18 protein-coding genes are annotated in these 16,005 nt (G+C 30.3%); 17 read left to right on the forward strand and 1 reads right to left on the reverse strand.

The genetic code is table 11. The features are described 5' to 3' along the window. Positions 1-19: 19 nt before the first annotated feature. From H0I28_RS13150 to H0I28_RS13225, 17 genes are all read left to right on the forward strand, one after another. Positions 20-721 carry an ABC transporter ATP-binding protein gene (locus tag H0I28_RS13150; protein WP_218731923.1) on the forward strand — a complete coding sequence of 234 codons (702 nt, stop codon included), beginning with the start codon at positions 20-22 and terminating at the stop codon, positions 719-721. Positions 722-835: 114 nt separating this feature from the next. After that, complete coding sequence (locus tag H0I28_RS13155) at positions 836-3,058, forward strand: lipopolysaccharide assembly protein LapB (RefSeq protein ID WP_254712777.1); 2,223 nt, start codon at positions 836-838, stop codon at positions 3,056-3,058. Between the two features lie 43 nt (positions 3,059-3,101). Next, positions 3,102-3,473, forward strand: a complete 372-nt coding sequence (locus H0I28_RS13160) for a polymer-forming cytoskeletal protein (protein WP_254712706.1) — start codon at positions 3,102-3,104, stop codon at positions 3,471-3,473. After that, positions 3,439-3,657, forward strand: a complete 219-nt coding sequence (locus H0I28_RS13165; protein WP_208890791.1) for an AtpZ/AtpI family protein — start codon at positions 3,439-3,441, stop codon at positions 3,655-3,657. The genes H0I28_RS13160 and H0I28_RS13165 overlap by 35 nt, the downstream gene beginning before the upstream one ends. Then, on the forward strand, positions 3,650-4,039 hold the full coding sequence (locus tag H0I28_RS17740; protein WP_368384399.1) for a DUF6168 family protein: 390 nt from the start codon (positions 3,650-3,652) through the stop codon (positions 4,037-4,039). Before H0I28_RS13165 ends, H0I28_RS17740 begins: the two co-directional genes overlap by 8 nt. An 81-nt stretch (positions 4,040-4,120) precedes the next feature. Further along, positions 4,121-5,254: a F0F1 ATP synthase subunit A gene (gene atpB / locus H0I28_RS13170; protein ID WP_218731926.1), complete on the forward strand. Its 1,134-nt coding sequence runs from the start codon at positions 4,121-4,123 to the stop codon at positions 5,252-5,254. 74 nt (positions 5,255-5,328) lie between these two features. Beyond that, the gene (gene atpE, locus H0I28_RS13175; RefSeq protein WP_068447578.1) at positions 5,329-5,517 is read left to right on the forward strand and encodes an ATP synthase F0 subunit C; all 189 of its coding nucleotides are present in this window, start codon (positions 5,329-5,331) and stop codon (positions 5,515-5,517) included. A gap of 94 nt (positions 5,518-5,611) precedes the next feature. Next, the gene (locus H0I28_RS13180) at positions 5,612-6,112 is read left to right on the forward strand and encodes a F0F1 ATP synthase subunit B (RefSeq protein WP_218731927.1); all 501 of its coding nucleotides are present in this window, start codon (positions 5,612-5,614) and stop codon (positions 6,110-6,112) included. A 7-nt stretch (positions 6,113-6,119) separates the two neighbouring features. Continuing rightward, positions 6,120-6,677: an ATP synthase F1 subunit delta gene (gene atpH, locus H0I28_RS13185; protein WP_218731928.1), complete on the forward strand. Its 558-nt coding sequence runs from the start codon at positions 6,120-6,122 to the stop codon at positions 6,675-6,677. 21 nt (positions 6,678-6,698) lie between these two features. Continuing rightward, positions 6,699-8,276, forward strand: coding sequence for a F0F1 ATP synthase subunit alpha (gene atpA, locus H0I28_RS13190; protein WP_218731929.1), 1,578 nt, complete (start codon positions 6,699-6,701; stop codon positions 8,274-8,276). Between the two features lie 30 nt (positions 8,277-8,306). Then, the gene (locus H0I28_RS13195; RefSeq protein ID WP_218759392.1) at positions 8,307-8,645 is read left to right on the forward strand and encodes a four helix bundle protein; all 339 of its coding nucleotides are present in this window, start codon (positions 8,307-8,309) and stop codon (positions 8,643-8,645) included. Between the two features lie 29 nt (positions 8,646-8,674). Then, positions 8,675-9,541 (forward strand): ATP synthase F1 subunit gamma, encoded by an 867-nt coding sequence (gene atpG / locus H0I28_RS13200; RefSeq protein WP_218759393.1) that lies wholly within the window; start codon positions 8,675-8,677, stop codon positions 9,539-9,541. Positions 9,542-9,714: 173 nt separating this feature from the next. Next, positions 9,715-10,179, forward strand: coding sequence for a hypothetical protein (locus H0I28_RS13205; RefSeq protein ID WP_218759394.1), 465 nt, complete (start codon positions 9,715-9,717; stop codon positions 10,177-10,179). 99 nt (positions 10,180-10,278) lie between these two features. Next, positions 10,279-11,199, forward strand: a complete 921-nt coding sequence (locus H0I28_RS13210; protein ID WP_218759395.1) for a hypothetical protein — start codon at positions 10,279-10,281, stop codon at positions 11,197-11,199. A 205-nt stretch (positions 11,200-11,404) separates the two neighbouring features. Beyond that, positions 11,405-12,157 (forward strand): SDR family NAD(P)-dependent oxidoreductase, encoded by a 753-nt coding sequence (locus H0I28_RS13215; RefSeq protein ID WP_218759396.1) that lies wholly within the window; start codon positions 11,405-11,407, stop codon positions 12,155-12,157. 1 nt (position 12,158) lies between these two features. After that, the gene (locus H0I28_RS13220) at positions 12,159-13,022 is read left to right on the forward strand and encodes an aldo/keto reductase family oxidoreductase (RefSeq protein WP_218759397.1); all 864 of its coding nucleotides are present in this window, start codon (positions 12,159-12,161) and stop codon (positions 13,020-13,022) included. Between the two features lies 1 nt (position 13,023). Continuing rightward, positions 13,024-14,163 (forward strand): ATP-binding protein, encoded by a 1,140-nt coding sequence (locus H0I28_RS13225; RefSeq protein WP_218759398.1) that lies wholly within the window; start codon positions 13,024-13,026, stop codon positions 14,161-14,163. Between the two features lie 644 nt (positions 14,164-14,807). Here the strand turns inward: H0I28_RS13225 and H0I28_RS13230 are convergent. Further along, entirely contained in the window at positions 14,808-15,998 is a 1,191-nt protein-coding gene (locus H0I28_RS13230) for a DUF1501 domain-containing protein (protein ID WP_218759399.1), read from the reverse strand. Between the last annotated feature and the right edge of the window lie 7 nt (positions 15,999-16,005).

Genomic DNA, 16,005 nt, shown 5'->3' on the forward strand with positions numbered 1-16,005 from the left:
CCTTAAATTTAACATCAAAATGATTACAATAGATACAATTACTAAAAAATACGGAAAAACAGAAGTTTTAAATGTAGCTTCAATAGAAATTCCTACTGGACAAAGTTTTGGTTTGGTTGGTAACAACGGAGCAGGAAAAACTACTTTGTTTAATATACTTTTAGATTTAATTAGACCTACAACAGGGAGTATTACAAACCATAAAATTGTTGTAAACCAAAGTGAGGACTGGAAAAAATTTACAGGTTCTTTTATAGATGAATCTTTTTTAATTGGTTATTTAACCGCTGAAGAATACTTCGATTTTATTGGAGATTTACGTGGCATGAACAAAGCAGATGTAAAATCTTTTCTAACTCAGTTTGATGATTTCTTTAACGGAGAAATTATAGGAAAGAAAAAATACCTGAGAGATTTAAGTAAAGGAAATCAGAAAAAAGCTGGAATTGTTGCTGCATTAATGGGAAATCCGAAAGTAGTAATTCTAGACGAACCTTTTGCTAATTTAGATCCAACTACACAAATAAGATTAAAAACGATTATTAAAAAATTAACCGAAAACAGAGATATTACTGTCTTAATTTCTAGCCACGATTTAACACATGTAACCGAAGTTTGTGAGCGTATAGTAGTTTTAGACAAGGGGAATGTGGTAAAAGACATAGAAACATCTACAGAAACTTTAGAGGAATTAGAAAGCTATTTTTCTGTAGAAGCTTAGTATTCTTATTTTATTACTATTTTTACGCATCAATTTATACTATTATCCATAGATTTTAGTTTAAATAAGAGTTTCTTACTTTTAAAATTAGTTGTTTAATTAAGATATATCTGCGTGAAAACCACCAAAAAAATAGTTTTAGTAATTGCCGCATTTTCAGTTCTAAACTCTTGTAGTACAAGAAAAGATACTGTAATAAGCAGAAACTGGCATACCTTAAATACCAAGTACAATGTACTTTTTAATGGTAAAGAAGCTTTTAACAAAGGAATTGAAGGCATTAATGAAGGCTATAAAGATGATTGGTTTACACAAATACCTATAGAACCAATTAAGTTTGAAGAAGATAAAATTAACATCCCAAACTTTAATACAGGTATGGGTGCTGGATTTAATGATGATGGAAACGAAGAAGAAAAAGCGAGTACTCCTTTTGGAATTGCAGAAGAAAAAGCTGTAAAAGCAATCCAAAAACATGGAATGAACATTAAAGACGTAGAGCGCAACAGACAAATTGATGATGCGTATCTATTATTAGGAAAAGCCCGTTATTATGAACAACGTTTTATACCTGCCATAGAAGCATTTAATTATGTTATTGCTACGTATCCGGATGCTAATTTAATTGCTGAAACCAAAATTTGGAGAGCAAAAGCAAATATTAGAAATGATAATGAAGAGTTTGCTATTGAATCTCTAAAATTACTTCTTCAAGTAAAAGACACACTAGAAGTAGATTTACCAGAAATAACTAGAGAACAAGGGTATACCGCTTTAGCAATGGCTTATATAAAATCTGACAGTATAGATAACGCTAAAAAGTATCTAAATAAAGCTACAGAAACACTAAATAATAGAAACCAAGGTGCTAGAAATCTGTTTGTTTTAGGTCAGATTTATAGTTCAGAAAATAAAAAAGACTCTGCATCACTTGCATTTCAGAGAATTATCGATTTTAGAAAAGCGCCCTACAAATACAAAATGCACGCCCATATAGAATTGGCTAAAAACTCTACTAGTGATTCTACTTCCACAGCTATTTTAGAAAAAATTCAAGACCTAATTGAAGAAAGAGAAAACAGACCTTATTTAGATGAATTATATTATCAGGCTGGTTATTTACACGAGCAAAACGATAGTTTAAGTTTAGCTGTAGACTATTATAATAAATCTCTTAGAGCAGAATCTGACAATGTAAAACAGAAAACATTTACCTACGAAAAACTAGGAAACATCAATTATAAAAATTCAGAATACATCGTAGCAAGTTCTTATTATGATAGTATTATAAACATTGCAGCAGATACTTTAAACCTAAGATTTAGACGTATTAAAAGAAAGCACAAAAACTTAGCTTCTTTAATTAATTTTGAAAACATTGTTGCTAAAAATGATAGTATTTTAAGCATTGTTGCACTTTCTAAACCAGAGCAAGAGGCATTTTTTCAAAAATACATAGACGATTTAAAAAAGAAAGATGAAGAAGCAGCTCAGTTAAAGCTAAATCAGCAAGCCTTTGGAGATACATTTGGCGGAAATCAATTAAAATCTAATAATAAAGGAAAATGGTATTTCTACAATTCTCAATCGATAAGTTTTGGTAAAACAGAATTTGCAAAAATCTGGGGAAATAGAGCTTTAGAAGATAATTGGAGACGGTCGGGCAGAACAGCTACTAACAACACAGACAAAGACTCTTTGGTAATAAATACAAAAAATTTACGTTACGATTTAGCAAGTTACTTAGAAACGATTCCGTCAGAAAAAGAAAAAATAGACTCTTTAAAGATTAACAGAAATGTAGCTTTATACGAATTAGGTGTTATTTATAAAGAGCAATTTAAAGACACTAAACTAGCCTTAGATAGATTAGAAAGAGTAAACAGTCTAAACCCTAGCAAAGAATTAGTTTTACCAATTAACTGGCATTTATATCAAATTTATAATGAGTTAGGTAGTGCTATAAAAACAAATCAACATAAAAACATTATTCTAACAGACTACCCTTCCACTAAGTTTGCACAAATAATAAGAAATCCTAATAAACCTCTTGAAGAAGCTGTTTCTATAAATGAAATAGAAGAGACTTATAAAGAAATCTATTATTTATATAAAAAAGATAAGTTTGAAGAAACCGAAGCCAAAATAAACGAAATACTTCCAACATTACAAGACTCAAAATTATTGCCAAAATTCGAGCTATTAAGAGCTTACGCTATAGGAAAATACCAAGATATAGAAACTTATAAAATTGCAATGGACTTTGTAGCTGTTAGCTACGGAAATACAGAAGAAGGAAAGAAAGCAAAAGAAATAGTAAAACAATTAAGTAAGTAATATGTTTAGTAATAAAAGTAAAAAACCACAAAATAAAAAAATTATGGAAAGAAATGTTCTTGCTAAAAACACAAAAATTGTTGGCGACATAAAATCTGATGGTGATTTTAGAATTGATGGAACATTAGAGGGAACATTAGTGACAAAAGGACGAGTTATTATAGGTGCCGATGGTTTTGTAAAAGGAAAGGTAGAGTGTACCAATGCGGATATAGAAGGTAAATATTCTGGAAACCTTTTGGTATTAAATACACTAACCATAAAAACGAAAGCAAATATTTCTGGAGAGGTAATAATCGGAAAACTATCTGTAGAGCCAGGTGCTACATTTAACGCAACCTGTACTATGAAAGGAGCCGTAAAAGAATTAAATTCTAGTAATGACAAAAAAAACAGATCAGAAAAAACCGCTTAATAAAGCAATAAGACTCTCTGGTGCGGGTTTACAAATGGGCTTAACTATTTATTTAGGTTCATTATTAGGGAAATGGTTAGACCTAAAATTTAACACTGCTTTCTTAACAGAAGCTATTACATTATTCGCCATCTTTGTAGCCACCTATTCTTTGATAAAACAAGCCAATAAAATTAATGATTAGAATTGTCATCACGTATTGCATTGCCTTAGTTTTACTTTTTGCTATCAGTTATGGTATTCATAGTTTTTTGATAGAAAAAAACCAGGTAATATTACATTTTAAACTAGTAGAAATATACGAATTTAACGTTGGTTTCTCTGTATTGGTTTGTACTAATTTTGTTGCATTCTCTTTTGTTGATAAATTCAAAAAAAAATTAAGTTACATATATCTTGCCGCTATTCTTATTAAACTAATACTGTTTAAATTAGCCTTCTACGACACCCTATTTTTAAAGGAAACACTCACGGTTTCAGAAAAATTATCGTTGCTAATTCCAACCCTTATTTTTTTATCAACAGATGCATTTTTTGTAGCTAAAATACTGAACAAAAAACAATAAAATAAAATAGCTAAAAAAAAGAGTGTAAGTATTTGAATAATTACATACCTTTGCCGCAAATTTAGAAAGCGTATTTTAAAAATGGGTGTTGCACAAAAAACAATCAAATTTCTTACAATAGCTGTAATAGCTCTTATTACAACTACAAGTTTCGCATTTGAATCAGGTAAAAAGACCGACGACCAAAACGACGGAGGACAAGTAAATACCAAAGAAGAGGTAAAAGCTTATATAGAGCATCACCTTAAAGATTCTCACGATTTCGCATTTTACTCTTACACTAATGATGCAAATGAAAGAAAACATGTAGGTTTTCCCCTTCCTGTTATTGTTTGGACTACAGAAGGTTTAGTTACTTTTATGTCATCAGCATTTCATCATAATGACGATGGACATGTAATTGTAGAAAAAAACGGCTTAAAATTCGCAAAAATACACAGTAAAATTTACGAACTAGAAAACGGAGCTGCAACAGTTTCTTTTGACGATGCTCATCATGCTACAAACGCTAGCAGAGTTTTAGACTTTTCTATCACTAAATCTGTTGTAGGTATTTTATTTGCAGGATTTTTAATGTTCTTAGGATTCTCTAGATTAGCAAAACAATATAAATCAAGACAAATACCAAAAGGATTTAGTCGTGTTTTAGAGCCTTTAGTTTTATACGTTAGAGACGAAATTGCAAGACCAAACATTGGTGAGAAAAAATATAAAAAATTTACAGGCTTTTTATTAACCGTATTTTTCTTTATCTGGATCTTAAACTTATTAGGTTTAACTCCATTTGGATTTAACGTTACGGGTCAAATTGCAGTAACATTAGCATTGGCATTATTTACAATGGTAATCTATTTAGTAAATGGTACCAAAGATTTTTGGATGCATACATTATGGATGCCAGGTGTACCTTATATTTTAAGACCTATATTAGCCGTTATAGAATTAGCTGGTTTTATTTTAATTAAACCATTTTCTTTACTTGTACGTTTATTCGCAAACATTACTGCGGGTCACTTTATTGTAATGAGTTTAATTGCATTAATGGTAACAATGAAAGAAGCATTCGGACCTGTAGCATCTACAGGAATGTCTTTAGCATTGGCTTTATTTATAATGGTTATTGAATTATTGGTAGCCTTTTTACAAGCATATATTTTTACAATGTTATCATCATTATTTATTGGAATGGCTGTTGAAGAACATGACCATCACTAAAACCTTGGTGCAAACCAAGTATCAAAAGAGAGTATTAGAATTTGTTTAATTAATATATTTAAAAATCAATTAGTATGTACAATTTAATTGGAGCAGGATTAATCGTAATCGGAGGAGGACTTGGATTAGGTCAAATCGGTGGAAAAGCAATGGAAAGTATTGCTCGTCAACCTGAAGCAGCTGGTAAAATTCAAACCGCAATGATCATCATTGGTGCCTTATTAGAAGGATTAGCATTTGGTGCATTAATCTTAGGGAAATAATTTTCTCAAAAAAAAACGAAAACACATTTCTGTAACGGTTGGTTACAGAAAGTGTTTTTAAATTAAACAAAGAACAATATAATTAGTAAATAGAATGGAAACTTTATTAAACGACTTTTCACCAGGCTTATTTGCAATGCAAGTAGTAATCTTAATTATCTTATTAATTTTGATGAAAAAATTTGCTTGGAAGCCAATTCTAAACTCTTTAGAAGAAAGAGAAACAGGTATAGAAGATGCATTAGAAGCTGCAGAAAATGCACGTAAAGAAATGCAAAACTTACAAGCTGATAACGAAAAATTAGTAAAAGAAGCTAGAGCAGAAAGAGAAGCAATGATGAAAGAAGCTAGAGATATTAGAGATAATATGATAGCAGAAGCTAAAGAAGATGCAAAAGAAGTTACTACTAGTTTAATTGAAAAAGCACAAGCTTCAATTCAACAAGAAAAGCAAGCAGCTTTAGCAGAAATAAAGAAAAACGTTGCCGAATTATCTATTGGTATCGCAGAATCAGTAATTAAGAAAGAATTATCTAATAAAAAAGATCAGCTAGAATTAGTTGAAGGACTTTTAAAAGATGTTACTTTAAACTAATTTAAGCATGAAAAACGCAAGAGCAGCAATACGTTATGCAAAAGCAATTTTAAATCTTGCTAAAGATTCAAAAGAAGAAACTGCCGTAAATGACGATATGTTATTTATTGTTAGTACAATTTCTGAAAATGAAACTTTTGAAGTAATGCTAAAAAGCCCTATTGTTAAACCATCTGAAAAAACAAAAGTTTTAAAAGCTTTGTTTGAAGGTAAAGTAAACAATATTACACTTGGCTTATTTCATTTATTACAAGATAATAAAAGAATTTCCATGCTTCTTAGTATTGCAAAGCAATATGCTATTATTTATGATTTTGATAAGAATATAAAAGTAGCAAAGGTAACTACAGCAGTTCCTTTAACAGAAGAAATAGAAAAGAAAGTTTTAGCTAAAATCGTAGCCATAACAGGAGACAAAGCTAATATAGAGAACGTAGTTAATCCGGCTATTTTAGGAGGATTTATTTTACGTGTGGGAGATGTGCAGTATGATGCAAGTATCTCTAATTATTTATACGAATTGAAAAAGGAATTTGACAACAGTCATTTTATTCCAAAAATTTAATTATACATCAAATTATAAAAGATGGCAAGTATCAAACCAGCTGAAGTATCAGCAATTTTAAAGCAACAGTTAACAAATTTTGAAGCAAAAGCTACTTTAAACGAAGTAGGTACTGTTTTACAAGTAGGAGATGGAATTGCTCGTGTTTACGGTCTTTCTAACGTTCAATATGGTGAATTAGTAGAATTCGATAATGGATTAGAAGGTATTGTATTAAACTTAGAAGAAGACAATGTAGGTGTTGTTTTATTAGGAGCATCAACTTCTATTAGAGAAGGATCTAACGTTAAACGTACAGAACGTATTGCCTCTTTACAAGCAGGTGAAGGCGTTGTTGGACGTGTTGTAGATACTTTAGGTAACCCTATTGATGGTAAAGGACCTATTACAGGTAAAACTTATCAAATGCCTTTAGAGCGTAGAGCTCCTGGAGTTATTTATAGAGAGCCAGTAACTGAGCCATTACAAACTGGTATTAAATCTATTGATGCAATGATTCCTGTTGGACGTGGACAACGTGAGTTAATCATTGGAGATAGACAAACTGGTAAATCTACCGTTGCTATTGATACTATTTTAAATCAAAAAGAATTTTACGATGCTGGTGAGCCAGTATATTGTATATATGTAGCTATTGGTCAAAAAGCTTCTACTGTTGCAGCAATTGCAAACATGTTAGAAGAAAAAGGCGCAATGGCTTATACTACAATCGTAGCAGCAAATGCATCAGATCCTGCAGCAATGCAAGTATATGCACCATTTGCTGGAGCTGCAATTGGAGAATTTTTTAGAGATACTGGTAGACCAGCTTTAATTGTTTTTGATGATTTATCTAAACAAGCAGTTGCATACCGTGAGATTTCTTTATTATTAAGAAGACCTCCAGGACGTGAGGCATATCCTGGTGATGTATTTTACTTACACTCTAGGTTATTAGAACGTGCTGCAAAATTAATCAATGATGATAAAATTGCTAGTGAAATGAACGATTTACCAAATTCTTTAAAAGGAATTGTAAAAGGTGGAGGTTCTTTAACTGCATTACCAATTATTGAAACTCAAGCAGGAGACGTTTCAGCATATATTCCAACAAACGTAATTTCGATTACAGATGGACAAATTTTCTTAGATGGAGATTTATTTAACTCTGGTGTTCGTCCAGCAATTAACGTAGGTATTTCTGTATCTCGTGTTGGTGGTAACGCACAGATTAAAGCAATGAAAAAAGTATCTGGTACTTTAAAATTAGATCAAGCTCAATACCGTGAATTAGAAGCGTTTGCAAAGTTTGGTTCTGATTTAGATGCAGCTACAATGAGTGTAATTTCTAAAGGACAACGTAATGTTGAAATTTTAAAGCAAGCTCAAAATGATCCTTTCTCTGTAGAAGATCAAGTTGCAATTATCTATGCAGGTTCTAAGAACTTATTAAAAGATGTTCCTGTAGACCAAGTTAAGAAATTCGAGAAAGATTATATCGATTACTTAAACTCAAAACATAGAGATACTTTAGATACCTTGAAGTCTGGTAAATTAACACCAGAAACAATTGCTGTTTTAGAAGCAGCAGCTAAAGAAATTTCTACTCATTTTGAATAAAGACTAGTTAAGAGTTTAGAGCGATGAATTATGAGTAAGTTAACTGAAAGCCCTATAAGAGTTAAAAGCTTTCAGTTTGCTTGCGAAATAGTTAAATATTGTGATACTCTTAAAGAAAATAAAGATTTTGAATTAGCATCTCAATTAATAAGAAGCGGAACAAGTATTGGAGCCAATACAAGAGAAGCACAAAGAGGAGTTAGTAAAAAAGATTTTAAATACAAATTTGGTATTGCTTTAAAAGAAGCTGATGAAACCAAATATTGGTTAGAAATTTTAGAATCAACAGGTAGAAAAGTACCAGCTGAATTGAATAATAAGTGTGAAGAGTTAATACGTATTTTGGTAGCAATTATCAAAAACTCATAACTTAACACTCATAACTCATAACTTGAGAAATGGCAAACTTAAAAGAAATACGTAATAGAATTACCTCTATTAAATCTACAATGCAGATTACATCTGCCATGAAAATGGTATCTGCTGCAAAGTTAAAAAAAGCACAAGATGCAATTACGGCAATGCGTCCATATTCATCTAAACTAACTGAATTGTTGCAAAATTTAAGTGCAACTTTAGATAGTAATGCTGGTGGAGTGTATTCAAATCAAAGAGAGGTTTCTAAAGTTTTATTAGTTGTTGTAACTTCTAACAGAGGTTTGTGTGGTGGTTTTAACTCATCAATTACAAAAACAGTTATTAGAACTGTAAAAGAAAAATACAGTAATGTTGATGTAGACCTATTTACCGTTGGTAAAAAAGGTGGAGATGTTTTATCTAAACAATATAACATTGCAGAATCTAATAATGAAATTTACGACGATTTAACTTTTGACAACGTAGCTGTAATTGCTGAAAAGTTAATGAGTCTATTTGCTGAGGGTACATACGATAAAATTGAACTTATTTATAATCAATTTAAGAATGCTGCAACTCAAATTCCGCAAGTAGAACAATTTTTACCAATTAAACCTATTGAAGGTGGTGATAAAGAAGCAGTAAGCTCTGATTATATTTACGAACCATCTAAATTACAAATTGTTGAAGCTTTAATACCTAAATCTTTAAAGACTCAGTTATATAAAGCACTTAGAGATAGTTTTGCATCAGAACACGGTGCTCGTATGACTGCAATGCACAAAGCAACAGACAACGCAACAGATTTAAGAGACGATTTATTGTTAACTTATAACAAAGCACGTCAGGCAGCAATTACCAACGAAATTTTAGAAATTGTTGGTGGTGCGGAAGCATTAAACAATTAGACGAAACTTTTGTGAAGTCAAATTATTTAAAAGTGCGGAAGCATTAAATAATCAGACATTTTAATTATCCTGCAAAAGCAGAAACTTATAAAAAAAAGAGCTTATCAAAATTGATAAGCTCTTTTTTTTATACCTTGGCATATCGTTTGATTTCTATTATAAAAATAAGAATTATGAAAACTTTATCTATTTTGTTACTTATCTTAAGTTTTTCGCAATGCGGAAGTACAAAATTTCAAAAGAATACTTCTTTTATAATTGATTCGGCAAACTATATGACTTGGACTGGAGAACAACCAGGAATTCATGGTATTAATGTTCAAATTCAATTAAAAGAAAAATCGAATATTACGTTTGATTCTTTATACTTTAGAAACAAGGCAACAAAAGTCGAAATTAAAGAAGCATCTCTTATTATAGCAAACTATACAACTTCAAAGAGTAAAAACTTAGATATTACACTTCATTTAGATCCTAAAAAAGAATTTAAAAATAAAATTCCCATACAAGAAAAGATACCTTTTGAATTATCAAAAAAGGAAGCAGTTCTCTCCTATCAACTAAATGGGGAAACAAAATATTATAAAATAAAAGAGATTAAAGAGAGGGATACTAAACTTACTCAACAAATACAATAAACAGAAAAAACATTCCTTAAAAACTACTCAATTATGAGTGGTTTTTATTTTTGGCACGTATTTTGAAATTACATAAGCATAACAGTAAAATTCAAGCTTATGAAATCAATAAAACTACTTATAACAATAATCATTACCGGAACACTATTAAGTTCTTGCTCTAGAGTTGACGATAATTATGACATTTCTTTAGAACAAGTAGTCACAGATTATGACTTATGGTATGTAGATTATCATAGAACAACAGGAAGTGGAGACATACCTTATGTTTCAAGAGCATTTACTTTATCATTTATAAACGGAATTTTATACGCAAACAATAATATTGTAGATATTGGAAGAACCGGAAATGAATTTGGAATTGATGTTGGAACTTACAATACGTATAATGGTATCTTAGAAACTGATCATGATATAGACGGTGCAAACGACTTTGAAGTTACTGTACTTTCTAACAATGAAATAAAATTATACAACTACAGACAAAATGTAAGCTACTACTTAATTGGGTATCAGGTAAATCAATTTGACTATGATAAATTATTTTACGAAAACATAGAATACTTTTTACAAGAATATATTGGTTGGGAGAAAGTAAGTACAAAAGGAGGCTTAACAGATGCCTTTGATAATGAAAATTATTTAGCTTTTACCCCCGAAAATATAACAACATTTTATAGCTCTCAAGATCCTTCTGGCACACAAATTGATAAAATCTATTGGGATTACGTTGGTGCATATGAAATCTTTGATATCAATGGATTTGAGGATATAAAGGATTTAACATTATATTATGATGACGGAGATACAGAAGAGTTTGAGTTGGACGTTATTAATGATGGAACGATAGCACTTTATAATTATGAATCTGGAAAAACTTACGAGTTTTCTGGAAGAGGTTATTTAGAATTTAAGAAAAGTGAAAATTCTAAAACAAGTGCAAAAGATATTGTAAGGAATGATGGTAGAAAACGTACTAAGATAATAAGAGAAACAAAAGAAAGAAGAAATTTAAAATAAAGTTTGGTTAGTTGATTTTTGATTGGAGTAGTTACCAATTGAAAGATAAACCGTCCTGTGGAGGACGGTTTTTTCTTTGTTTATAATTTGATGAAAATTAAACCCTAAAATTCTGACTATCAAAATATGTTTTCTTAATTTTATAAAACAATTTCACGGAATAAATTAGATTACTGCTATCGCAGGAATAATAGAAAAAAGACAAATGAAACAAACAGCATTTATAACCGGAGCTACGTCTGGAATTGGAAAAGCAACCGCAGAAATTTTCGCAAAAAATAACATCCGTTTAATTCTTTGCGGGAGAAGAGCAGAACGATTATCAGAACTTAAAGAAACTTTAAGTAAACTTACAGAAGTAACCACTTTACAGTTTGATGTTTCTAAAAGAGAAGAAGTTGCAACAGCCATAAATTCATTACCCGAAAACTTTAAACAAGTTGATATTTTAATCAATAATGCAGGGAATGCACATGGTTTATCTAGCATACAAGATGGCGATATAGATGATTGGGATGCTATGTTAGATATTAACGTAAAAGGTTTGTTATACGTTTCCAAAGCAATCATTCCGCAGATGACAGATAGAAACAATGGTTTTATTGTAAATATTGGCTCTATAGCGGCAAAAGATGTTTATCCTAACGGAAATGTATATTGCGCTTCTAAACACGCTGTAGATGCTTTAAATAAGGCAATGAGAATCGATTTAAACAAACATAACATTCGTGTTTCTGCAATTCATCCTGGGGCAGTAGAAACTGAGTTTTCAGATGTTCGTTTTAAAGGTGATATAAAAAAGGCAAAATCTGTGTATGCAGGTTATAAAGCTTTACAAGCAGATGATATTGCAGATATTATTTATTTTGTAATTTCTAGACCGTATCATGTTAATATAGAAGATTTAGTAGTGTATCCTACAGCACAAGCATCACCAACAATTTTGAATAGAGATTAAAATGCCAAAATCAGAAATTATAATCGGATGCATGTCTTGGGGAAAATGGGGAAAACAATTTTCTACTAAAGAACAAATTGATATGATTCAATTCTGCGTAGAAAACGGCTATGCAACTTTTGATCATGCAGATATTTATGGTGATTATTCTACAGAAGCTGAATTTGGAAAAGCATTTGTAGAAACTGGCATTCCACGTGAAGAAATTCAATTAATATCTAAATGTGGTATCCAACTTGTTGGAGAAGCTCGAAACAATAAATTAAAACATTATAATTATTCGAAAGAATATATTATTTGGAGTGTAGAATCTACTTTAAAAAACTTAAAAACGGATTATCTTGATACTTTTTTACTGCACAGACCAAGTCCGCTTATGCAACCTGACGAAATTGCAGAAGCCATTACTGAATTGCAAAAAAGTGGTAAAATAATCAATTTTGGAGTTTCAAACTTTACGCCTTCTCAGGTTGATTTAATTGCTGATAAAATTCCTGTTTCTGTAAATCAGATAGAATTTTCTTTAACACAACATAATGCAATGCAAAATGGCAGTTTAGATCAAATGCTACAAAAAAATATGCAGCCAATGTGTTGGAGTCCTTTAGGAAGTGTTTATAGAGAAAAAACTACAAAAACAGAAAGAGTAAAAGCAGTTTTAAAAACATTAGTCGCAAAATATACTGTTTCTGAAGATGTGTTATTATTAGCGTGGATTTTAAAACATCCTTCAAAATTATCTCCAGTGATTGGAACCACTAATAAAGAACGAATTTTAAACGCGAATAAAGCTTTAGAAATTAATATAGAACTACAAGATTGGTTTCTACTTTTAGAAGCTAGCCAAGGAGAAGAAATGCCATAAAATGATAAACAAAAGACTTTTAATCAAAAACCTACTTTCTCACAACGATGAGAATAGTTTTTATGATAAAAAGCAAAAATTGTCATTAAGTGCAAAAGATGGAAAAGCAAAGTTTTTAAAACATATTTGTGCCCTTTCTAATTCCAATCCAGAAAATAATTCTTACATCGTTATTGGTGTTGAAGATGAAGAAAACAAAATTATTGGTGTCGATTTTTATGATGATAGCAAGATTCAGAATTTAGTGAATGCTTATTTAAAAAACCCTCCAAAAATTGAATATGAAAATGTTCCTTTTCCTAGCTTACAGCGTCATAAAGTTATTGGTTTGGTTACTATTCATCCGAATAATAAAATTACATCACTTTTAAAGAATACTTGGAAATATAGAAAAGGAACTACTTTTTATAGAAGAGGAAGTAACTCTATACCTTCTTCCGGAAATTTTGAATTGCGAAACACCAATAAAGATATTGTTGAGGCTATCGAAAAAAATGCGCGTAATAATATAGAATTAACCTTAGATGGTGTTTTCGATTTCATCAACAATCATAAATCAGCCTACAACCCCCAATATAAAGTTTTTAATGAGCAATTTGTACTGTGTTGGGCAGGAGAAAAAAAGCTTATAAACGATGAAGTTTACTTTTCTAGGGTAGATATCGAATTAATTAGCGAGCAAGTAAAGTTGTTTTTTTCTGCTTTAGATGACGTTCAAATTAGTTATAATCAGCAATCTTTCATTATAACTGAATACATCTACTTAGGATTAGAAAAGCAAGAAGAATTGTATCCATTAGAGAAAACAATTATCAATTTTAAAGAAAACGGGCAGCATGATATTGTAAAAGAGTTTTTGTTTGTTCCTCCAAAATTTGATATAAACATTATACATCACATTTACAATGACTGCAATGCTATTGTAAAAAAAATTGAAAACAACATACCTCTTTCTGTAATTGAAGGTGTGGATGTATTACGTTTACCAACCAATTATTTAATCTGTTATTTACACGGTTATGTAGACGTTTCCAAACAGTTAAAGAAGGTAAAAACGTACCTAAAAGATTTAAAAGATAAAACAACGTACATAAAGTATAAAGAAGCAATGCGTGTAATTAGAAAAGTGCAATATCATTAAATAAAAAGAGGTTGTCTAAAAAAGTTTTTTTTGTCAGTAAGACAAGTTTAATACTTTTAAGACAACCTCTTCTTGTAAAGGGATATTTAAATTTATAGGTTACTTTCTAGACTTCCGTTTCTTCATTTTTTTATCTTCTAATTTCTTTAAAATTTTCTCTTGTTTTTTCTCGTTTAATTCTGCTTTTGTGAGCTTTTTTCTCAATACAGCCATGATATTATCATTTTAAATTTATATATAAAAAAACAGTATCGTAAACTCTAAATTGACACATTATTACATATGCGAGTAAAGCCATTCAATTTGTTATTTTGAATATCTTCTATAAGAAATAATGAAATAGAGCTGTGTAGGCACACTCGAAATGCCTAATTAAGACACAAAGATAATTTTACGTTTTCTATACATTGCAAAAGAAAAAGAAGCACAAACAAAGCCATGGACAAGCGTCTCATAAAATCCTTGTAGATATTTTCTTTTTATTGATTTCATTGCAGTATTAAAATAAAATATTGATTAATTATCAAAGATAACTTTAAGTTTTCGACTTTCCAAATTTACATGCATAGCTTAATTTTAATCCCTAAAAACAAGATATATTCCTATAAAAGTTGAATCTAAATGTATCTTGGATATGAGAAGTATTAAACAAAATTTAATTTAGAAAATGATTTGTTCAAAATAGCAACATCATCTACTTGCAACCATTTGTCTAAAATTGTTGCATAAATTTCTCTAAAATCTATTTCATAATTAAGGTTTCCATTTTTATCTAAATCACCCAAATTAGGTAAATTATTATACAAACCTTGTTTCTTTAAGTTTTTTCCCATCACAAAAACATTGTTAGCTGTTCCGTGATCTGTTCCTTTAGATTCGTTTTGTTTTACACGTCTACCAAACTCAGAAAAAGTAAGAATTAACACATCATCAAATGTGTTGTTTTTTTGTAAATCATTTATAAACACTTCCATACTTTCTGCATAGACCTTTAACAATCTTTCTTGTGTTCCTGCTTGGTTTGCGTGTGTATCAAAACCACTTAAACCTGCATAATATACTTGTGTTTCTAAACCAGAATTTATAAATTGAGAAATAGTATTAAGCTGTTTTCCAAAGATATTTTTAGGGTATTCTGCAGTCCTACTTCTGGTGTTGCTTTTTTCGTAAATGTGTTTTGCAGATGATTTTGCATCAATCATAGTATTGTACAAATAGCCTAAATTATGTTCGCTTAAATGCGCATCATTATAATTGGTTACCACATTGTTAAAAAATGGTGCACGCATAGAATTATAAAACATTTTTGGGTCTGTAATTGCCAATCCGTTTTGTGTATTCCCTTTCATCATTAAGGAAAAACTTTCATCAACTTCAATAGCAGCATATGGATTTCCTTTGGTGTAATCTAAATAACGACCTACCCAACCATTTTGTAAATACTCATTACTATCACTAGCTGTTTGCCAAATATCTGTAGATCTAAAATGTGATAAATTAGGGTTTGGATACCCTACATTATTTATAATACTTACAAAACCTTTGTTATATAAATCTTGTAAAGGTTGTAGGCTTTTGTGGAGCCCAACCTCATCAGAAATTTTAAAGACATCATTTTGTTTTATGGCGATATTATTTCGTTGTTGATAATAAATATCGTTTTGAAAAGGAACTACCGTATTTAAGCCATCGTTCCCTCCTTTTAATTGAATAATTACTACTTTTTTATGGCTAAGTGTTTTAATAGGAAGTTGTTCAAAAGCCTTTAAAAATTGAGGCACAAAAAACATTCCTGAAGCAAAAGTTGTTTGTTTTAAAAAATCTCTACGTTTCATAATCTCA

This window comes from Polaribacter sp. AHE13PA, from assembly GCF_019278505.1.
Classification (GTDB): Bacteria; Bacteroidota; Bacteroidia; order Flavobacteriales; family Flavobacteriaceae; genus Polaribacter.